Source organism: Halomonas sediminis, from assembly GCF_044871105.1.
GTDB lineage: Bacteria > Pseudomonadota > Gammaproteobacteria > Pseudomonadales > Halomonadaceae > Vreelandella > Vreelandella zhuhanensis.
The window spans coordinates 3,477,325-3,497,740 of record NZ_CP085246.1 but is presented as its reverse complement, the minus strand read 5'-3'; the positions used below and the strand labels follow the sequence as shown (position 1 = coordinate 3,497,740).

The following is a 20,416-nucleotide window of genomic DNA, read 5'->3' as shown; positions in this document are numbered from 1 at the left end:
ACATCTCACCATCGGTTGGAAAAGGCCGCACATTGTAGCGCCCCAAGCGCAGGTTATCCACACGTCCTTTGGTTGTCTTTTTGACTGTGGATAACTTAAAAGGAGGGCTTTGGAAAAATACCCAACAATCGGAGGTTAGCTTGTCAGCCAATATCAACATCCAGTTTCATTCACAACTTTCTAACACTCTCTCAACCTTTTTACCCAAGCTTATGCACAGATTTTTTATAACTATATAGTATTGAAATACATTTAAATTTCAAACTTATCCACAATTACTATCCCCACTATTAATAACAGTATTAAAAACCCTATTAAGTTAGTAATTATAACGAAGTAGTTTTTTACATTTAGCCTGCACCAGACCATTCAAGACCGTTTGTGCACGTCGCCTGAAGGCTTTTGTGCACGGAAGAATTGCACCGGGCTCACGAAGCCTCTACAATTTCCGGTCTTGAATTAAATCTCCCCCGGTCAGAGCCTCTCTATCCGGGGCTCCCTGGAATTCATCTTCCGTTCTAAACCACGTGGGAATAACGAGTTATGAAACGCACTTTTCAACCCAGCGTTCTCAAGCGCAAGCGCGCGCATGGTTTCCGTGCTCGCATGGCTACCAAAAACGGCCGTGCCATTCTGGCGCGTCGTCGTGCCAAGGGCCGTAAGCGTCTGAGCGCCTGATCTCGGATTGCGTGCATCCGCTCAAGACTTTCCCCGACGCTTACGCTTGCTTAACGCCGGGGATTACAGTCACGTTTTCGAGCATGCAGATATCAAGGTTCATGGCAAAGGCATGATGGCGCTTGTGCGTTTCAATGCCCTGGGATATCCCCGCCTTGGCTTGATAGTCAGCAAGAAAAATGTGAGGCACGCCGTTGCCCGTAATCGCTTCAAGCGGCTTGTTCGTGATTCCTTTCGTCTCAGGCAACACCACCTTCCCGCTGTGGATATCGTGGTACTCGCCAGACGCGGCGTTCATGAGCTGGACAACGACACTCTGCATCGCCAACTTCACGGGATGTGGAAACGGCTCTCACGTGAAGCACAAGCTGACAAGCATACGGTTTCGTCCCGTCAGACCAGTGGTTCTTGACCGGCATACCTTTCGCCGCTCGACCTCGGCCTGCCACATGGCAGGCTTTCGTGTGTCAAGGGTCGAGCAAATGACATTGCGCCATTAGCATGTTCACCACCCATCGGGCAGAACCCTTATGGACGTAAAACGACTTATTCTGCTGATTCCTTTAGCTATTCTGGCTTACCTTCTGGTAATCCAGTGGAATCAGGATTACGGGCAGCCAGTCCCTGAACCTGTTGCCCAGGCACCGGGAATTTCTCAGTCCGCCAATGGCGTTAGTGAAGAATCCCCTGACGGTAACGGGCTTGCCGTTCCCACCGCACCCGAGCGTCAAGCTGCGGGGGAGGGCATGCCTGCGACGGAGGAAGACTCCTCGACGAGCAGCCGTGACTTCATCGCCGTGACCACCGATGTGCTGGATGTACGCATCGATCCGCACGGGGGTGATATCGTCTATGCCGCCTTGCCACAGCATAAACAGACGCTGGCCTCGGAAAGAAACTACATACTGCTGTCTGATAGTCAAAACCGCAGCTATGTGGCACGTTCCGGTCTTCAGTTGGAAGGGGAAGCGAGCCGCATCGCCTTCACACCGGAAGGTACCGAGTATCGGCTGACCGCGAACGAAGATAATGTCGTGGTTGACCTGAACGCTGAAATCAATGGGGTCGATGTACTCAAGCGTCTCACATTCACGCGCGGCAGCTATGCCGTGGATGTCAGCTATTACGTACAAAACAATACCGAGTCGCCGGTCAGCGCACGCTTTATCGGGCAACTGGCGCGGGATAACTCTCCGGACCCCTCAAGCGGTGTTTCGATGGGGATGAGCTCGTATCTGGGGGCCGCCTTCTCGACACCGGAAGATCGTTATCTGAAAATCGATTTCGAGGATATCCAGAAGGGTGCGTTTGAAAACCGCGATGCCCAGGGCGGCTGGGTAGCGATAATTCAGCATTACTTCGTGTCTGCCTGGGCGCCTCCTCAGGATCAGCAGAACCTGTATTACGCCACCACTGATGCTCGTGGACGCAATGTCGCCGCCGTCGCCGGCCCGACCAATACCATCGCCGCTAATGAAGAAGCGACGCTAGGCGCGACGCTTTACATGGGACCCAAGGTTCAGGATCACCTGGAGCAAGTGGCCCCCAACCTACGCCTGACCGTCGACTTCGGCTGGCTATGGTTCATCGCCAACCCGCTGTTCTGGCTGCTTGATCATATCCATGACGTGGTAGGCAATTGGGGGTGGTCGATTGTTTTGTTGACCGTCCTGGTCAAGGTAGTGCTGTTCCCCCTGTCCGCCAAGGCCTACAAGTCCATGGCACGGATGCGCAAACTTGGCCCGGAAATGACGCGTCTCAAGGAGCTCTATGGCGATGACCGCCAGAAGATGTCTCAGGAGATGATGAAGTTCTATAAGAAGGAAAAGATCAATCCGTTAGGGGGGTGTCTGCCCATTCTGGTACAGATGCCGGTATTCATCGCGCTTTACTGGATGCTGCTGGAATCGGTTGAATTGCGTCATGCACCGTTCATGTTCTGGATTCAGGATCTGTCGGTGAAGGATCCTTACTTCGTTCTGCCGATCCTGATGGGCGCCTCGATGTTTGTGCAACAGATGCTCAATCCGACGCCTCCCGATCCGATGCAGGCCAAGATCATGAAGATGCTGCCTATCATTTTCACGTTCTTCTTCCTGTGGTTCCCGGCCGGGCTGGTCATCTACTGGGTGGTCAACAACATCATCTCGGTAGCTCAGCAATATCTGATTACACGCAAGATTGAAAACGATCCGAGTATCGGCAAGGGTATGAGAACCAAGTAAGTTCTTTCCGAGCCTGACCATCACCAGACCCCCGCCGCTGTCTTCAGTTGCGGGGGTCTGGCGTTTTACGCCATACAACCCGACAATACCGCCTCTTCTCAGGAGGATATAGCACATGGCTGACCACCTTTATATCGAAGATAGCATTACCGCCTTGGCGACTCCTCCAGGGCGCGGTGGTGTGGGCATCATTCGCGTCTCCGGGCCTGCCTGTCGGCCGATCGCCGAAAGCATGCTTGGACAGTGCCCCGCCCCGCGTCACGCCCATTACGGCCCGTTTCGGGGCCATGCCGGGCTGATCGATGAAGGCATTGCGCTGTTCTTCGAAGGGCCCCACTCCTTCACCGGCGAAGATGTGCTTGAACTCCAGGGCCACGGTGGGCCGGTGATCATGGACCTTCTGCTGGAACGCTGTGTCGAGCTGGGGGCGCGCCTGGCGAGGCCCGGCGAATTTTCCGAACGTGCCTTTCTCAATGACAAACTGGACCTTGCACAAGCCGAAGCCATTGCCGACTTGATTGATGCCAGCTCGAAATCAGCAGCGGAAAATGCCCTGCGCTCGCTGCAAGGCGAGTTCTCCCGGCGTATCGAAGCATTGGTGCAACGCCTGGTCGAATTGCGTATCTACGTCGAGGCGGCTATCGATTTTCCTGAAGAGGAAATCGATTTCCTCGCCGACGGTAAAGTATCGGCGATGCTTGGCCTGGTACAGCAAGAACTGGCCACCATTCGCGCCACCGCCGGGCAAGGCGCCTTGATGCGCGAAGGCATGAGTGTTGTGATCGCCGGGCGCCCCAATGCGGGCAAGTCCAGTCTGCTCAATGCCCTGACCCAACAGGACACGGCCATCGTTACCGCCATTGCCGGCACCACAAGAGACGTGCTGCGCGAACATATCCACCTGGATGGCATGCCGCTGCACATCATTGACACCGCCGGTTTGCGTGATACGCCCGATGCGGTGGAAAAGATCGGGGTAGCCCGCGCCTGGGCGGAAATCGAGCGAGCCGACCGGCTACTGTTACTGGTGGATGCCGGTACCACCACCTCCACCGATCCCCTAACCATCTGGCCCGAATTCATCGAGAAACTTCCCGATAAAACCCGCCTGACGCTGGTGCGCAACAAGATCGATACCAGCGAAGAAACGCCCGAAATGGATTTATCCACAGGTCATCCCATTGTGCGTCTTTCCGCTAAAACGGGAGCGGGTGTAGATAACTTGAAAACTCACCTCAAGGATGTGATGGGTTTCTCGGCGACTACCGAAGGACGATTTTCCGCCAGACGCAGGCATCTGGATGCCTTGGATCGCGCCGCCACCGCCCTGGAAAATGGTGCCGGCCAGCTTGCAGGCTTTGGCGCCGGTGAACTGCTGGCGGAAGACTTGCGCGATGCCCAACAGGCACTGGGAGAAATCACCGGCGAGTTCAGTGCCGACGATCTCTTGGGTGAGATTTTTGGTAGTTTCTGCATTGGGAAATAAATAGGGAAATCTGCAGAGCTACTCTTGCACCCACCAATCTGCGGCATGGCGACATTGTTCGCCCAGCAAGGGCGCCAGCTCTGCCATGGCACCTTCAAGGCGCTCTTGCATCCCCCAGGGCGGGTTGATGACCAGCATGCCACTGCCGTACATGCCGTGTGTTTCCTGTGAAGGGTCACGCAGACGTAGTTCGCTACGCCATATCTTGCGTACCTGGCTGGCACGCAGAGCCTCCAACAATCCCTGAAAATGCCCAGCAGGTAGCAGTGGATACCATACCAACACGACGGCATGGCGTGCCTTATGCATGAGCTGCGTGACCGCCTGGGCCACCTCCTGATATTCCGACTTGCGCTCGTAGCTGGGGTCGAGCAGCACGCATAACCGTGGTGTCACCACCGGGAGTAGGCGGGCCAGCCCAGCCAGACCATCCGCGTAATGACGCCGTGTATTGGCGGGAAGAATTTGCGCTGACAGATATTCATGCTCACCTGGGTGCAGTTCGAATAGATGCAATCGATCCTGCTCACGCAAGCGTTGCCCCAACCACCAAGGCGAACCGGGGTACAGGCTCAAGGGTGCCTTGGCATTGGATGCTTGAAGCCCCTCCAAAGCGGACAGCCATGCCATCAAAAGAGGGTTGCGAAACTGGCTGCGCGCTTGCCACAGTGGCTCAATGCCACTTAGGTGCTCCTGTAGCCGAGTACTTTCCTCTGCGGCTAGTCGATAAAGGCCTCGTCCAGCATGCGTGTCTATATATGTAATGGCTGATTCTTTACGTAATAAATGCTCAATGACGGCAAAAACCGTCAAATGCTTGTGAACATCGGCAAAATTACCGGCATGGTAGGCATGTTGATAGGAGAGCATGGTGGCCCTTTGAGTTAGCAAGCGATATCAATCGCATGGTGAAGAAGTAACTTTTTATGGAAAAGGCCCGCTGCTTAGCAGCGGGCCTTTTGTTTTTCTATACTGACGAAAGTCAATAATCGCTAATGCTCGAATAACCCAAAGGTTACCGCTGACCTTCGCCGGTTGGTGTCAGAGTAATTTCTACCCGCCGATTTTGTGCGCGGCCTTGTTCAGTCTCGTTACTTGCCACCGGCTGAGTTTCTCCGTAGCCGCTAGTGTTGATACGGGCTGAGGAAACACCGGTCTGGTTCAGGTAACTGCCCACTGCCTGAGCGCGCTGCTCGGAAAGGCGCTGGTTGTAGGCGGCATCACCGGTGCTATCGGTATGCCCGGCAATATTCACTCGGGTATCGCCGTATTCACGTACCACCTGAGAGACTTCATTTAATGCATCTCTCGCCTGTGGTGTCAGTTGTGCAGAATCGAAACCAAAGGTCACGCTGCTGGGCATGTTGAGTACGATATCATCGCCGCGGCGATCAATTTCAATACGTGAGCCTTGCAGATTTTCACGCAGCTGTTCTTCCTGGCGATCCATGTACGCTCCGATACCGGCACCGGCAGCGGCACCCACGGCGGCACCGATCAAGGCGCGATCACGACGACTGGTACTGCCATCACCGGAAAGCGCACCCGCTGCCGCCCCTACTGCGGCACCGATACCGGCACCCGTCCCAGTCGTGGAACGCTGTGTCTGGCCGCTGTAGGGATCCGTGGCACAACCTGCCACTAGAATCACCGCTGCCAGCGGCGTCAACAGTTTATAAAAAGCGCGCATATAAAGTTCCTTACATTCAAAGGTTGTTCATTATTCGTCACTGATCAACGCCAGCAACTCATTCAAGAATAGTAGACCTTGGGGCGACGTTTGTAATCGAAAAGGGATTTCCTTCAAAAGTCCTTTTTTGTCCGCTTCCGATAAACGTTCAAGCAAGGTACCAAGCGGTTGCCCCGTATGCGCCATCCAGGTCTCGACAGGCACACCTTCGGTAAGGCGTAATGCATTCATGGCAAACTCAAGCACTAATGCATTTTCAGGTATCTCCTCCTTGCCGGCGATAAAGCCACGCGGGTCATTCATACGACGCAAGTAGGCCTCAGGCTGGCGGGTCTTCCAGCGCCGTTCGATACGCCATTGGCCATGTTTATCGATATGGCTGAGCTTTCCATGAGCGCCCGCCCCGATGCCCAAATAATCGCCGAACTGCCAATAATTGAGATTGTGGCGACTTTCACGGCCCGGCCTGGCATAGGCGGAAATCTCATAACGTCGCAACCCGGCTCGTTCAAGCAGGTCATGCCCTGCATCCTGAATATCCCAGAGGGTTTCCTCTTCGGGCAATACCGGGGGGTGGGAATGAAAGGCGGTATTGGGTTCAAGCGTCAACTGATACCAGGAGATGTGCTCAGGCTCAAGCGCCAATGCCTGTTCCAGGTCAGCGAGCGCTAACTCTTGGGTTTGCCCAGGCAGCCCATGCATCAAGTCCAGGTTGAACTTATCGAACCCGGCTTCACGCGCCTGAGCCACCGCCATCAAGGCATCCTGGCCGGTGTGAATTCTACCCAGTGCCGTCAACTGCGCATCATGAAAGCTTTGCACGCCCAAGGAAAGACGATTGATGCCTGTCGCGCGATAACCCGCAAAGCGCCCTTGCTCCAAGGTACCGGGATTGGCTTCCAAGGTGATTTCGATGTCATCGGCAAATAGGAGCCGCTCACGAATGGCCTTGAAAAGCTGAGCATAGAAGTCAGCGGACAACAAACTCGGTGTGCCCCCGCCGATAAAGATACTCTGCAGCTTACGTGGCGGTAACGACGCCAGGTCATGATCGAGATCAGCCAACAGTGCCGCTAAATAAGCTTGTTCCGGCAATGCTCCACGCCCCGATTCATGGGAATTGAAGTCGCAATAAGGGCATTTGCGCACGCACCAAGGAGTATGAATATACAACGACAAGGGAGGCAGGTAATCAACCATGCACCACCTGCAACATATCTACCAATCCCTGCAATGCCCGGCCACGGTGGCTCAAGCGATTCTTTTCTTCCGCGGGTAGCTCGGCGGCACTCATTGCTTGCTCTGGAACCCAGAACAAGGGGTCATAACCAAAGCCGCCTTCTCCGCGTGGATGCGCCAGAATTTCTCCCTCCCAGCTACGTTGCACTATGACCGGCACCGGGTCTTCGGCATGGCGTAGATATACCAGCACACACCAATAGCGGCCGCTGCGTTGCCCTTCCGGGCACTCACTCAATGCCTGTAACAATTTCTGATTGTTACGCGCGTCGCTTTTAGGTTCACCGGCAAAACGGGCGGAATAAATCCCCGGGGCGCCCTTCAGTGCATCCACTTCAAGGCCGGAATCATCCGCCAAAGCAGGCAATCCACTGATCCGACTAGCCTCGCGCGCCTTGAGAAGTGAATTCTCCACAAATGTCAAGCCTGTTTCTTCCACTTCACCGACACCAAAGTCTGACTGAGGACGCACATCAAACCCCAGCGGGGAAAGCAATGCGTTGAATTCTTTCAATTTACCAGAATTTCCGCTAGCCAACACCATAGTAGCCACAGTCTGCATAGCAATATTCTCCTTCAGGGATTTTCCTTAGTTATACTTTGGTAATTACATAAAATTCATTTAATTTTCTGCTCGCCATGTGAAAATTTTAATTAGCAAAATAGTAATATATAAAAATAATAAAATTAAATTAAATAAATACAAAGAGTTAAATATATATTCTTTTAAAGAATAAAAATATATCCAAAATCAATTAATAAAGTTAATAACAAAACTTTACGAAAGTTACTTCTTGGTCAACACTTCATTGGCTGCTTACTAATGATTTTTTTCCATGAGGGTCACCCAATGGCTTTGGCGACATCATCCGATCAGCTTTACGTAATAACTGAAAAAAGTCCGCAAACTCAATTATTTGTTGATTACTTGATTCAGCACACCGGCTGTAACGCAACGGTCTATCCGCCATCTTCCGTGCTTTCGGTCAAACCACCCGAAAAGGCGTTGTTATTGATCGACATGGATCACATCAGCCTGGATACCTTACCGGAATGGCAAGCAAAGCTTCCGGAATCACTGAAACAGGTGCCCATCGCTGCCTTCAATATCAGGGACATGGATCATGCCCTGGAAGCCTTGGCTTGCGCTCAACTCAAAGGGATTTTTTATCGTAACGAAAGCCTTGAGGTGATCTGTAAAGGCATCAAAAGCTTGATGGAGGGTGAGCTTTGGATGTCACGCGATCTCATGGCGCAGCTGATTCTGTTTTATCGCAAGTATCAGAGCAATGTGTTTCGCCCAGCATGCGGCCTGACCAATCGGGAAATGGAAATCATTTCCTTGCTCAGCTCCGGCGCCTCCAATCAGCAGATTGCTGACAAGCTGTTTGTCAGTGAGCACACCGTCAAGTCCCACCTTTACAACATCTTCCGCAAGATCAACGTCCACAACCGTATCCAGGCCCTTAATTGGATTCATCAGAATATCGGGCCGATCTTGCCCAATATCGACAATGGCCGAAACGGAAAAAGTCAAAGTCATCGTTAACGCCAGGGCGTGAGGATTTTCCGATGAAATTCATAAAACCATTGTGGCACCACACCCGCATAGCCGGTAATGCTTTGTTGTTGGGCGCTATATGTAGCGCTTCTCTGTGGGCCGCCTCACCCGAGGTGCCAAGCGAGGCGTCAACCGAAGCACAACAACAAGAAGCCATCAATCAGATTGAAAGTCTCGATGGCCCCGCGCTACAGCGCCAACCCAATCGCAGCAGCGAGTTAACCGGGGTGCTGGTGGACCGCACCATCACCATGGCCGGCAAGACCTTTTACCGGGCTTTCAGCCAAAGGGCCATGGATAGCCTGTTTATCAGCCAGGCCACGCTCACCATTGAAGAGCGTCCGGATGCACGCTGGGGAAGCCAGGTATGGGTGATGGAAGGGCCACGCATGTATTTTCGCACGCAACTTTCTCCTCGAATCAACGAAGCCGACCGGATGGCAGGAGAAGCAGTGCAAACGGTCGAAGAAGCCTTGCTGCAACGTCAGCTCGCTTCGGCCATGTCATCTAATCCAGACCTTGGAAGTGAGGAGTTGAACTGATGAAAATCACTTGTATACCCCATGCCATGAAAATGCTGACCACGGCCGCCTTATTCAGCGCACTATCGCTTCCGGCCTTTGCCGGAGAACTGGTTTACCAGCCCATCAACCCATCCTTCGGCGGGGATCCTTTTGTGGGAAGTTATTTGCTGGGCAAGGCTCAATCTCAAGATACCCATACAGATCCTGATGCACGTCGCTCCACGCCGTTATCACCCACCGCACGTTTGATCCAAAGCCTGGAAAGCCGACTGATTTCCCAGCTCATCAGCGATGTGGGAAGTGGCGATATCGGTGAAGGCAGCTTCGATAGCGAAGACTTTGGAGTCGTGGTCAAGGATGACGGGGGTCAGCTTTCCGTTCAGGTGGTGGACAAGCTCACTGGCGATGTTACCACCATTAGCGTCGGCGGTTTATTCAATCCGTGAACTGTATCAATCCGCTCACGCCAAAAAAATTCAAACGCAACAAGACAAGGGGACACCCATGAGAATCATTATCGTTGGAATGCTGGCACTTTGGCTGAGTGGCTGTGCCGGCGTCGTCGCCACCTCGGAAGACCTGGAAGGGGCACCCGCGACACTCACGCCCAGAGGCGCGGCCTATCAAGATCTGGTCTCGCTACCACCACCTGCCGGGCGCATCTTTGTCTCGGTGTATGATTTCCGCGACCAGACGGGGCAATATCGCCCGGCGCCGGCCAGTACCTTTTCCACCGCCGTGACCCAGGGCGCGTCCGCCATGCTGACCGGCGCCCTTGCTGACTCGGGGTGGTTTATTCCTCTCGAACGGGTGGGGTTACAGAACTTGCTCACCGAGCGGCGTATCATCCGGGCGGAATTCGAGCGCTTCGGCCAACCCGATACCTTGCCTTCCCTACGGGCGGCATCGGTGATGCTGGAAGGCGGTATTATCGCCTATGAATCCAATGTACGTACCGGCGGTGCAGGCGTTGAGTATTTCGGTATCGGCGCCTCCGGGGAATACCAGGTGGATCAGGTCACCGTCAATCTCAGGGCAGTGGAGATTTCCACCGGTGAAGTGTTGGCCAACGTGACCACCACCAAGACCATCTATTCCAAGGAGTTGCGGGCCGGTGTCTACCGCTTCATCGATTTCAGCCGGCTGCTCGAAGCGGAAGCCGGCCTTACCACCAACGAGCCGGTGCAAATGGCGGTAATGGCCGCTATCGAATCGTCGGTGATTCATTTGATTGCCCAAGGGGTGGAAAACCGCTTGTGGAACCTGCCTGAAGGCATAGATTTCAATCGAACCCTATTGGCGGACTACCTGAGCGCACCCGTACCACAGTTATAACCTAGGCTAAACTGCCTAGGCGAACTTAGCAGTCTCAAGTACCAAGGTCATGCTTATGTATGGCCTTTTTTTAGGTTAAATAATTTACTGTTCTGTTAATTATTTAGAACATATAACGGGGTAGTTTCTTTGCCCGTACATATAAAATTGCTTACTAATTAATTAAATATATATAATTAAACTCGTAACCACAAGCGATTAAATTAAAAACTATAACCGACTAGTTTATTTAAACTAAAATTTAACAACGCCTCGCTACTTTTTGCTGTTTAAATTAAATTAACTAGTCTAACTAACATCCTGTTCATTACGCATTAAAAAAAACATCACTTTAATTTTTAAAATAATGAGCCTTTTAATATTAAATTTCAGTTCAAATAATCATGGAAACGCTATCAATCCCATCCATACTGATCTCAACAAAAAATTACATTAAATCAATAAAGAAACGAGAGAGTAACCATGCACATTAAACAGCATTGCCCAGGCGCTTCACAGTGCGTCAACGCTTCCAAGGTTACCCAAGCCATTTCACTTTGTACCCTGGGATGGGTGGCCATGGCTTTTTCTCTTTCTGTTTCGGCGGAGGAACAGTCGCTTATTTCTCCCGGGGTCGACGATAAGACAGCCCAGACGTTCATCACTGAAACTGAAGTATCGCTGCCCAATGAAATCCGGTTTTCCGATCGCCGTGCCAATGTTGCGCTAATCAAGCAGATAGGTGACGGCAACACCAACGTGATCAATCAGAACCGAAATACGGTGGGTCGAGCGAACATGGCTTCCATTTACCAGAACGGTAACTTCAATGAAGCCACGATCACGCAAGAAGGCTCTAACAATATTGGCCTGGTTAACCAGCAAGGTAACCGCCTGGAGGCCAACATTACCCAGAATGGCAACCAATTCGAATCTCAAGTCAATCAGTACGGACTTGAAGGGAAAGTAAACGTTTCACAATCGGGTAGTGGCTACCGAACCCTTACCGTGGAGCAACTGAGTTCTTCCGGGGCGGGTACAACAGCCACAATCGTAACTAACTGATACGTCCTTTTCCTTGGAAAAGGCGAATATCAGTAAATCACAGTTTCCAGCAAGACCTCAATAAACAAGGGGAATAACCATGAAAATTCAATTGACTACTATTGCAGCAGCCGTCGCTTTCGCCGTATCCTCTTCAGCAGCAATGGCGGAAACCACACCTGCCTCTGACTTCAATGAGTCACGCAGCAAGGTTGATAGCATGGCTGGAGCACTTTATGACGGCAGCGCCGTAGGTAGCGACTCCTATATCGACCAAAAGGGTAATAATAACACCAATAATGTAACGCAGTGGGGAACTCAGATTTCTCGAATCGAGCAAGACGGTAACAACAATACCGCCAACGTTACCCAAGATGATGTGGCGGGTGTCGCTAAAACAGCAGCGGGAAATAACTATTCAAAAATTGACCAGGAACATAACAATAATACTGTCACTGTATATCAAGCAGGTATAAACAATGATTCTAAAATTAAGCAAGATGGTAATGGCAATACCGCTTCTGTAAACCAGGATGTGCGCAGAAATGATTCTTGGGTCGAACAGCGGGGCCATAACAACTGGGCCGATGTAAATCAATACGGTGAGTTGAATGACAGCTATGTCAGATTCTCAGGTAATTCCAACGATGCGAGTGTAAATCAGCTGGGTGACGAGTTGGATAGCGATATTATCGCTTATGGAAATAACAACTACTTTAATGTTAACCAGAGTGGTTATGGTCACGACTCCTTTATTCATACAAATGGCTCTAATAACGCTAGCTACGTCAATCAGAGTGGTGGTTTCGGCTCTTCAGGCCAGCATTTCTCTCAAATCAGGACTGATGGAAACAACAACTATAACGTTGTAAACCAAAGCCATTAATCCAGATGAATTATTGAATCAGAAGTATCAAATAATACCGAAGCGCCCTGTTGATGACAGGGCGCTTTTTTTCATAGTTGCAAAATCAGTTACCCGACACATTAATCTGTAACGTGCCCCCTTTTCCCTGGGTAGCCGAGCGTGAGCGATTACCGCCTTTGGCGATATCAACTTCCAGACGCCCTTCGCTAAGCATCGAGACCCTGCCTTCCAAGGCTTCCCCTTCATAGGTGTATTCGGCGGGCACCGTGCCATTGTCTTCCTGGTATTCTTGAATCTCACCGTCCTGTGTCACCTGCCAGCGCGCCGAATAGCGCGTTTCAGGCGAGCCGGTAATGCTGATATGGATCCGATTTGCGTCACTCACGGGACTCTCCTTCTGTTCTGCGTGGGCATTCATGGATAATAGTCCGCTGCCCAAGCCGATAACCAGCAGGGCGCTGCGGTATACATTCATCATGATGAATTTCCTCGGGTTCGTCGTTGCCAACTCAGGTACGGCATAGCCCGTTATGAACACACCCGCTACCTATGACAACAAAGGCCACATCCGAGCGGTGTGACCTTTGTGAGTATAGCGTTTAACGCAGATACAACATTAAGTTACATTAATGAAAATGCCTTTTCAGCGGCGTCCAGCGTCAACTGAATGTCTTCAGCGGTATGAGCGCTGGACATGAAGCCGGCCTCGAATGCCGAAGGCGCGAGGTAAACGCCTTGATCGAGCATTGCGCCGAAGAAACGCCGGAAAGCTTCCGGGTCGCAGGCCGTCGCTTGAGCAAAGTTGTCCACTCGCGATTGGGCGGTGAAAAACACCCCGAACATGCCCCCGGCATGCTGGGTCAGCATGGGAATTTCGGCGGCGTCGGCGCGTTCTTGAAGCCCTTGACAAAGGGTTTCCACGCGCTGGGTCAGAGAGGCATGAAAACCGGGAACCTGTAATTTGCTGAGCAGCGTAATGCCCGCGGCCATCGCCAAGGGGTTACCCGATAAGGTACCCGCTTGGTAGACCGGCCCCAGCGGGGAGATCTGCTCCATGATCTCGCGTTTTCCGCCGAAGGCACCCACCGGCATTCCGCCCCCCACGATCTTGCCTAGGCAGGTCAAATCCGGCGTAACCCCGTAATGCGCTTGAGCACCGCCCATGGCTACCCGAAAACCGGTCATCACTTCATCGAAAATCAGCACACTGCCGTGCTCGTTGCATACCCGGCGCAAGGTTTCCAGAAAGTCCGGCTGGGGGGGGATGCAATTCATGTTACCGGCCACCGGCTCGACAATGATGCAGGCAATCTCATCGCCAAGCTCGCTGAAGCACTGCTCGACGCCTTCCGGGTCGTTGAACGAGAGCGTGATGGTATGTTCGGCAAGCGAGGCGGGCACCCCTGGAGAATTAGGCACTCCATGCGTCAAGGCGCCGGAACCGGCCTTGACCAACAGGGAATCCGAATGGCCGTGGTAGTTGCCTTCAAATTTGACAATCTTGTCGCGCCCGGTAAACCCGCGTGCCAGGCGAATCGCCGACATCGTGGCTTCAGTACCCGAGCTGGTCATGCGCACCATCTCGATACTGGGGATCATTTCGCAGATCAAGTCGGCCATGGTGGTTTCAATGGCTGTCGGGGTACCGAAGGAAAGACCGTGATCCAAGCGGGCGCGCACTGCGGCCAGTACATCCGGATCAGCATGGCCAGTGATCATCGGGCCCCAGGAACCCACGTAATCCACGTAGCGGTTGCCTTCTACATCAAACAGATAAGCGCCCTGGGCACGCTCCATGAATACCGGAGGGCGATGCAAGCCCTTGAAGGCGCGCACGGGTGAATTGACACCACCGGGAATATGGCGGCTGGCGAGTTCGAATAATTCGGCGGATGTTGTCATCGTGCCCTCATTGATCAGAATAAAAAATTACCCCTCGCGATGTAAGCGACAGGGCAAGGATTGTCCTTGGGACGGTCGATAGCCCTGGGATAAGGCCTGCCAGGTAAAGCGCTGGGCTTGCTCACAGGCCATGGGTAAACGCTCACCTACTGCCAGGCGCGCGGCCAAGGCGGCGGCCAAGGTACAGCCGGAGCCATGAAAGCTGCCTTCCAGGCGCGGCCATTGCCACTGGCGTGTGGTTTCCGGCGCATGCAGCGTATGGGTTACCACCTCGCCTTCACTGCCCGGAATGGGATCATCGGTTCCGGTCACCAGCACCGCCTGGCAGCCTTGTCTTATCAGCGCAACGGCACGGGCCGTATCGTCATTGACATTTTGGATCTCGGGGGTCAAACGCGCCAGCTCAAGTCGATTGGGCGTCAAGATATCCACAAGGGGTAGCAGGCGCTGACAAAAGTTATCGATCAAACCCTCTGTGGATAACTCAGCGCCCCCACCGGCTTTAAGCACCGGGTCGACCACCACGGGGATTCCTGGAAAGCCTCGGATCACTGTTTCGACGGCCTGCAAAGTAGCGTAATCAGCGATCAGGCCCACTTTGATGGCGGCGATCTCCATGTCCTTCAGCGCCTCGACCATGGCATGGATAAGCGCCGGGGCCACCGGCATTACCTGAGACACATTCCGACAGTTCTGTACGGTCAAGGCCGTTGGAATGGTGAATGCCCAGCCACCACAGGCGGCAATCGTTTCACTGTCGGCAATAATACCGGCACCACCGGTGGGGTCATGACCCCCTAGCACCAGTACAACCGGGGGTAATGGAGTCCCCATCAATAGGGTTTCACTATCGCCAGCACGATAATGATGATCAGGGCGATAACCGGAAACTCATTGAACCAACGGAAAAATATGTTACTCCGTGTGCAGCGGTCTTGAGCGAACTGCTTGAGATAAATGAGACACACATGATGGTAGGCAATCAATATCACCACCAGCAATAACTTGGTATGCAGCCAGCCTTGCGTGAACCAGGAAGGCACCAGGTATAAAAGCCAGCCACCGAACAGGATCACCGCAATCATGGAAGGCGTCATGATGCCGCGATACAGCTTGCGCTCCATGGTCTTGAAATACTCGATGGCTTGATGGTCGCCTTTATCACGCGCCATGGCGTGATACACATATAAGCGCGGCAAATAGAAAAGGGCGGCGAACCAAGTCACCATGGCTAGCAGGTGTAACGCTTTTATCCAGTCGTACATGCAAATTCCTTAGGGTTGTTCATCCAGTCGGCCCGGTGTCGGTGTAACGATAATACCGCTCTATGGCACCGCGGGTGATGATACCGGAAATTCGTTTCTGCTTGGGTCGGTGTCCGTGCACCACGTAAAGGGCGCCAAGCGCATCGTTTTGCAAGGCAAGAAAGGCCTCGGAAAGCGTCGCTTGCAAACCGATGGGGGCCATTTCCAGGCGCTTTCCGGGAATTTCCAACAAGTCGATCAAGCCGTCCGCATTCAAGCCTTCATAGTGATCCGGGGCATCTTCATGATCGATCATCCAGCGCGCCAGTTCTGCCGCCTTCAACGCCAGCACCGGTTTATCTTCGGTCGAGCGCTCGATCACCAGCCATACCGGATTGCTTTCCAATAACCGCCGGGCCTCCTTCGGGGAAAGCATCCGCGTGGTACGTTCGACACTGCGTTCCATCACCGCCGGTACGGAAACCCGGGAAAGCACCTGCATCAAAGGCTGCTGCAAGGGATGCCGACCATACGTCGAACTGATGAAAAATCCTTCACAACCGGCAAGCTGACGCGAGGTGAGACAAGCCACCACCACCGCCAACATGCCCGGCAACATGATAGTGGGGTTATGAGTCAGCTCGAGGAGTGCCATCAACGCGGCTAACGGTGCCTGGAGAACCGCCGCCATCATTGCGGCCATTCCCAGCATCGCGTAGACGCCCACCCCGGAGGCAATTTCCGGCCAGATAAGAGCTCCAAGCAAACCGCTCAAGGCACCACTCGCCGCCCCGACTACCAACACCGGACCGATGATTCCGATGGGAATGCCACTGGCAACGGTCAAAGCGGTAAGCAGCAGCTTGGCGATGATCAAGGCCAACAAGACGTCCACACTCAACTGCCCATGAAGGGCTGCGGCCAGACTGTCATAACCGATCCCTTGCACCTGGGGATACCACAAGGCGACCCCTGCAGTAGCACCCCCCACCAAGGCCAAGCGTAACCACAAGGGCAACCGAGTAATACGGGGGCTACTCGACACATGAATGAATACGCCTGCCAACAGGCCAATCATCAAGCCCATCAATACCACCCAGGGTAGATTGATCAAGGAGCCCAGAGAAACATCCGGAACCGGGAAGGCCGCTTCACTGCCATACACCAGTTGGGCCACGAGCGCCCCCATGGTAGAGGCCAGCATCACCGGCATGAAGCTCATCAGGGTGTATTCCATCATGACCACTTCCATGGCGAAGATGACCCCGGCAAGCGGTGTATTGAACGAAGCGGAGATGCCGGCGGCGGTACCGCAGGCCACCAGCACCCGCAGACTGTTATGCGGCAAGCGCAGCTGTTGCCCTAGCCCGCTGGCGGCTGCCGCCCCCAGATGAATGGCTGGGCCTTCACGCCCCGCGGAAAGCCCACCGAGTACCGACACTACCCCCACCCACCATTGGTTGAGCCAGTTACGCAACGGGAAGCGGCCTTGATGGTAAGTCAGCCGTTCAATGACATGGCTGACACCCAGCTTGCGTGCGGTGGGTTTCTGGCGCCATAGCAAGACACCGATAAGGCACACCGTGACGATTGGCAGCAGCGCACGAAACCAGGGGACCAAGCCTTCGAAGGCTTCCGGGTTGCCTTCGGGCATATAGACATTGGCACCCCAATTGAGCAGTAAGCGAAACCCCACCATCAAGGCGCCGGTGATGACCCCGGAAACTATGCCCAGCACACATAACTGAGGCAACGCATCGACATTGGCCAGTTGGCGACGAAAACTCTCCAGCGTGAAATCCGAACGTGAAAAACGCGACACGACCACCTTTCCTTGATTGCAAAGTTCTTAAGACCAATCCTGTGACAGAAAACCCGAGACAGTGCTCTCGAAATAAAGACATCCGAGGTGCTGATGCCGCAATGCCGCTATTAGCTTGTCCTCTTGTGTATCATAGCGACTAACCCTTCGACAGTCCGGCAGATGAGTTTGGCCGGTTGTCTCAATGTGAAAACGCCAAGGAGTTCATCGTGATCAAGGTCGGAATCGTCGGCGGCACAGGCTATACCGGTGTCGAACTGCTACGCTTGCTGGCGCATCACCGCGACGTCAGTGTCGAAGTCATTACCTCACGTTCGGAAGCCGGGATGAAGGTCTGCGACATGTATCCCAACCTGCGCGGCCATTACGACAACCTGACATTCAGCGAACCTGACGCAAAACGCCTGGGCGCCATGGATGCCGTCCTCTTCGCCACCCCGCATGGGGTCGCTCACGCCTTGGCCGGTGAACTACTCGCCCAAGGCACCCGAGTGATCGATCTTTCCGCTGATTTTCGTCTGCGCGATGCCGAGGAATGGGCACGCTGGTACGACCAGCCCCACGGTGCTCCGGAGCTGCTGCAGGGAGCGGTTTACGGTCTGCCCGAAATGCACCGCGAGCGTATCAAGTCGGCACGCCTGATTGCGGTGCCCGGCTGTTACCCCACCGCCGTTCAGCTGGGTTACCTGCCGCTGCTCGAAGCCGGCTTGATCGACCCGACCCAATTGATCGCCGATTGCAAATCCGGGGTCACCGGGGCCGGGCGCGGTGCCAAGGTACCCTCGCTGCTGGCCGAAGCCAGCGAATCAATGAAAGCGTATGGGGCATCGGGCCATCGCCACTTGCCGGAAATCCGTCAAGGGTTGAAAGATATTGCCGGTAGCGACACCGGCCTGACTTTCGTGCCACACTTGACGCCGATGATACGCGGTATTCACGCCACGCTTTACAGCCAGCTGACAGCTGAACCGGAAGACCTCCAGGCCCTGTTTGAAGCCCGCTACGCCAACGAGCCGTTCGTGGATGTGTTACCCGCCGGTAGCCATCCGGAAACGCGCAGCGTCAAAGGCACCAATACCTGCCGTCTGGCGGTGCATCGTCCGGGTAACGGCAACACCGTGGTGGTGCTATCCGTCATTGACAACTTGGTCAAAGGGGCATCTGGACAGGCTATTCAGACCCTCAATCTGATGTTCGGCCTAGATGAGCGCAGTGGTTTGGACGCGCCTGCCGTGATGCCCTGACAGGTTTCTCACGAACTTCCAAGGCCCAGTAAAAGTTGACCCTTTTACTGGGTATTACCGATAATCCCCTTATTAGCTAATCATGTTTTTTTCCTTAAAGCTCGCGGGAGGTACCCATGAGCGGTGCAGAATCTTTTGTTCCCACACCCCTGTTGCTATCTGACAGTGCCCGAAAACGTCTTCAGGCGTTAATCGCCGAAGAAAATAACCCTGGCCTCAAACTACGGGTGTACGTCACCGGTGGGGGCTGTTCCGGTTTCCAATACGGCTTCGACTTCGCCGAAGACGTAACCGAAGACGATACCCTGATTCCATTCGGCGAAGTCTCGCTGGTGGTCGACCCGCTTTCCTATCAATACCTGGTCGGCTCCACCGTCGATTTTGAAGAAGGCCTGGCTGGTGCTCGTTTTCGCATACAGAACCCCAACGCCACCACCACTTGCGGCTGCGGCGCTTCCTTCATGGTGTAAAGAAGCCAGCCAAAAAGCTTGATCGCCCACCAAGACTGGCCAAGGCGTCAATACAGCGTTGGCGTAACGCAATGTCGCTAACTTGACGCCTTGGGGGTTTCTCGCCACTGTTAATCAGGCATACGATTAAAATCGATTGTTGAGTGCGCCTGGCGTCGCTGAGGCAATCGGCCGTTAACAGATCACGGGGGACACCTATGAGACTTTCTCGCATGACTTACCTGGCATTACCTAAAACCGCATTAGTCGCCGCCGTCGCACTAGGCTTGGGCAGTGCTTCCGCCGCCATGGCGCAAACACCCACCGTCAATGTGGTCACCGATCCTAGCTTCGTGCCGTTTGAGATGATGGATACCGATACCGGTGAAATGATCGGCTTCGACATGGATATCATCAATGAAGTCGCCGAACGCGCCGGATTCGATATCAACCTGACCACCATGGAATTCAACGGCATCATTCCCGCCGTCCAGACCGGCAATCAGGAAATCGCCATCGCCGGGGTTACCATTACCGAAGAACGTGCCGAAATCGTCGACTTTTCCGACCCCTACTACGATAGCGGTCTGCGCATCATCGTACGTGCCGACAACGACAGCGTGGAAACGATTGATGATCTCGCCGGCATGGATATTGCCACCAAGATCGGTTCGACAAGCTACGATTTTCTGACCGAAAAATTTGGTGATGATACCGATATCACCCCTTATCCCGGCACGTCCGACATGTACATGGCTCTGCTGGGACGCAATGTTGATGCGGCATTCTATGATGCCCCCAATGTCGCCTATTTCTCCAAGACCCGTGGGGAAGGCCGCACCAAGGTGGTCGGCCCCTTGTATGAAGGCCAACAGTACGGCATCGTTTTCCACAAGGGCAGTGACTGGGTGGAACCCACTAACGACGCTCTGGAAGCCATGCGTGACGACGGCACCTATGCCGAGATTTATGAAAAATGGTTCGGCGAAGCGCCCAACGCGGAATAATCCTTTCCTGATCTGACGCTTTTGCTGGCCACCCCCAGGGCCGGGCGGTAATCCCCCGGCCCTGTCTCGTGGGTGGCTGGCTTTTCGCCTATGTCGGTATCACCGGCAATCACCGATGA

Annotated in this window: 22 protein-coding genes; 13 read left to right on the top strand and 9 right to left on the bottom strand. The window is 53.7% G+C overall.

The features are described from left to right. The first annotated feature begins 543 nt into the window (after nucleotides 1-543). From rpmH to mnmE, 4 genes are all read left to right on the top strand, one after another. On the top strand, nucleotides 544-678 hold the full coding sequence (gene rpmH / locus LG290_RS16580; protein ID WP_088698236.1) for a 50S ribosomal protein L34: 135 nt from the start codon (nucleotides 544-546) through the stop codon (nucleotides 676-678). A gap of 7 nt (nucleotides 679-685) precedes the next feature. Continuing rightward, nucleotides 686-1,090 (top strand): ribonuclease P protein component, encoded by a 405-nt coding sequence (gene rnpA, locus LG290_RS16575; protein WP_160419534.1) that lies wholly within the window; start codon nucleotides 686-688, stop codon nucleotides 1,088-1,090. 118 nt (nucleotides 1,091-1,208) lie between these two features. Further along, nucleotides 1,209-2,903, top strand: coding sequence for a membrane protein insertase YidC (gene yidC / locus LG290_RS16570; RefSeq protein ID WP_499835724.1), 1,695 nt, complete (start codon nucleotides 1,209-1,211; stop codon nucleotides 2,901-2,903). 115 nt (nucleotides 2,904-3,018) lie between these two features. Next, nucleotides 3,019-4,389 carry a tRNA uridine-5-carboxymethylaminomethyl(34) synthesis GTPase MnmE gene (gene mnmE / locus LG290_RS16565; RefSeq protein WP_499835723.1) on the top strand — a complete coding sequence of 457 codons (1,371 nt, stop codon included), beginning with the start codon at nucleotides 3,019-3,021 and terminating at the stop codon, nucleotides 4,387-4,389. Nucleotides 4,390-4,407: 18 nt separating this feature from the next. Here mnmE and LG290_RS16560 read toward each other — a convergent pair whose 3' ends face one another. The 4 genes from LG290_RS16560 to rdgB all read right to left on the bottom strand — a co-directional run bounded on the left by LG290_RS16560 (nucleotide 4,408) and on the right by rdgB (nucleotide 7,880). Further along, complete coding sequence (locus tag LG290_RS16560; protein WP_499835722.1) at nucleotides 4,408-5,259, bottom strand: 23S rRNA (adenine(2030)-N(6))-methyltransferase RlmJ; 852 nt, start codon at nucleotides 5,257-5,259, stop codon at nucleotides 4,408-4,410. 145 nt (nucleotides 5,260-5,404) lie between these two features. Continuing rightward, nucleotides 5,405-6,079, bottom strand: coding sequence for a YiaD family glycine zipper/OmpA-like lipoprotein (locus LG290_RS16555; RefSeq protein ID WP_499835721.1), 675 nt, complete (start codon nucleotides 6,077-6,079; stop codon nucleotides 5,405-5,407). Between the two features lie 30 nt (nucleotides 6,080-6,109). Beyond that, nucleotides 6,110-7,279: a radical SAM family heme chaperone HemW gene (gene hemW, locus LG290_RS16550; protein ID WP_499835720.1), complete on the bottom strand. Its 1,170-nt coding sequence runs from the start codon at nucleotides 7,277-7,279 to the stop codon at nucleotides 6,110-6,112. After that, a complete protein-coding gene (gene rdgB / locus LG290_RS16545; RefSeq protein ID WP_499835718.1) occupies nucleotides 7,272-7,880 on the bottom strand; it encodes an RdgB/HAM1 family non-canonical purine NTP pyrophosphatase in 609 nt (202 codons plus the stop codon). Before rdgB ends, hemW begins: the two co-directional genes overlap by 8 nt. A 288-nt stretch (nucleotides 7,881-8,168) precedes the next feature. On the opposite strand from rdgB, the gene LG290_RS16540 reads away from it, so the two are divergent. The 6 genes from LG290_RS16540 to LG290_RS16515 all read left to right on the top strand — a co-directional run bounded on the left by LG290_RS16540 (nucleotide 8,169) and on the right by LG290_RS16515 (nucleotide 12,647). Beyond that, nucleotides 8,169-8,867, top strand: a complete 699-nt coding sequence (locus tag LG290_RS16540) for a LuxR C-terminal-related transcriptional regulator (RefSeq protein WP_499835717.1) — start codon at nucleotides 8,169-8,171, stop codon at nucleotides 8,865-8,867. Between the two features lie 23 nt (nucleotides 8,868-8,890). Further along, nucleotides 8,891-9,421, top strand: coding sequence for a CsgE family curli-type amyloid fiber assembly protein (locus tag LG290_RS16535; RefSeq protein WP_499835716.1), 531 nt, complete (start codon nucleotides 8,891-8,893; stop codon nucleotides 9,419-9,421). Beyond that, a complete protein-coding gene (locus LG290_RS16530) occupies nucleotides 9,421-9,849 on the top strand; it encodes a curli assembly protein CsgF (protein WP_499835715.1) in 429 nt (142 codons plus the stop codon). The genes LG290_RS16535 and LG290_RS16530 overlap by 1 nt, the downstream gene beginning before the upstream one ends. A 58-nt stretch (nucleotides 9,850-9,907) precedes the next feature. Continuing rightward, entirely contained in the window at nucleotides 9,908-10,738 is an 831-nt protein-coding gene (locus LG290_RS16525; protein WP_499835714.1) for a CsgG/HfaB family protein, read from the top strand. Nucleotides 10,739-11,200: 462 nt separating this feature from the next. Beyond that, nucleotides 11,201-11,782: a hypothetical protein gene (locus LG290_RS16520; RefSeq protein WP_499835713.1), complete on the top strand. Its 582-nt coding sequence runs from the start codon at nucleotides 11,201-11,203 to the stop codon at nucleotides 11,780-11,782. A gap of 79 nt (nucleotides 11,783-11,861) precedes the next feature. Beyond that, nucleotides 11,862-12,647 carry a curlin subunit CsgB gene (locus tag LG290_RS16515; protein ID WP_499835712.1) on the top strand — a complete coding sequence of 262 codons (786 nt, stop codon included), beginning with the start codon at nucleotides 11,862-11,864 and terminating at the stop codon, nucleotides 12,645-12,647. Between the two features lie 85 nt (nucleotides 12,648-12,732). On the opposite strand, the gene LG290_RS16510 is transcribed toward LG290_RS16515, so the two are convergent. The 5 genes from LG290_RS16510 to LG290_RS16490 form a co-directional block, all read right to left on the bottom strand. Further along, nucleotides 12,733-13,107: a hypothetical protein gene (locus LG290_RS16510; RefSeq protein ID WP_499835711.1), complete on the bottom strand. Its 375-nt coding sequence runs from the start codon at nucleotides 13,105-13,107 to the stop codon at nucleotides 12,733-12,735. Nucleotides 13,108-13,250: 143 nt separating this feature from the next. Next, nucleotides 13,251-14,531 carry a glutamate-1-semialdehyde 2,1-aminomutase gene (gene hemL / locus LG290_RS16505; protein ID WP_499835710.1) on the bottom strand — a complete coding sequence of 427 codons (1,281 nt, stop codon included), beginning with the start codon at nucleotides 14,529-14,531 and terminating at the stop codon, nucleotides 13,251-13,253. A gap of 27 nt (nucleotides 14,532-14,558) precedes the next feature. Continuing rightward, a complete protein-coding gene (thiD, locus tag LG290_RS16500; protein WP_499835709.1) occupies nucleotides 14,559-15,365 on the bottom strand; it encodes a bifunctional hydroxymethylpyrimidine kinase/phosphomethylpyrimidine kinase in 807 nt (268 codons plus the stop codon). Beyond that, the gene (hemJ, locus tag LG290_RS16495) at nucleotides 15,365-15,796 is read right to left on the bottom strand and encodes a protoporphyrinogen oxidase HemJ (RefSeq protein WP_499835708.1); all 432 of its coding nucleotides are present in this window, start codon (nucleotides 15,794-15,796) and stop codon (nucleotides 15,365-15,367) included. The genes thiD and hemJ overlap by 1 nt, the downstream gene beginning before the upstream one ends. Nucleotides 15,797-15,815: 19 nt before the next feature. Beyond that, nucleotides 15,816-17,597: a chloride channel protein gene (locus LG290_RS16490; RefSeq protein ID WP_499835707.1), complete on the bottom strand. Its 1,782-nt coding sequence runs from the start codon at nucleotides 17,595-17,597 to the stop codon at nucleotides 15,816-15,818. Between the two features lie 209 nt (nucleotides 17,598-17,806). Here LG290_RS16490 and argC point away from each other — a divergent pair, with 209 nt between their 5' ends. The 3 genes from argC to LG290_RS16475 all read left to right on the top strand — a co-directional run bounded on the left by argC (nucleotide 17,807) and on the right by LG290_RS16475 (nucleotide 20,297). Further along, a complete protein-coding gene (argC, locus tag LG290_RS16485) occupies nucleotides 17,807-18,841 on the top strand; it encodes an N-acetyl-gamma-glutamyl-phosphate reductase (protein WP_499835706.1) in 1,035 nt (344 codons plus the stop codon). 116 nt (nucleotides 18,842-18,957) lie between these two features. Further along, nucleotides 18,958-19,311, top strand: coding sequence for an iron-sulfur cluster insertion protein ErpA (gene erpA / locus LG290_RS16480; protein ID WP_160419554.1), 354 nt, complete (start codon nucleotides 18,958-18,960; stop codon nucleotides 19,309-19,311). A gap of 212 nt (nucleotides 19,312-19,523) precedes the next feature. Then, nucleotides 19,524-20,297, top strand: a complete 774-nt coding sequence (locus LG290_RS16475; RefSeq protein ID WP_499837133.1) for a transporter substrate-binding domain-containing protein — start codon at nucleotides 19,524-19,526, stop codon at nucleotides 20,295-20,297. The last annotated feature ends 119 nt before the right edge of the window (nucleotides 20,298-20,416 follow it).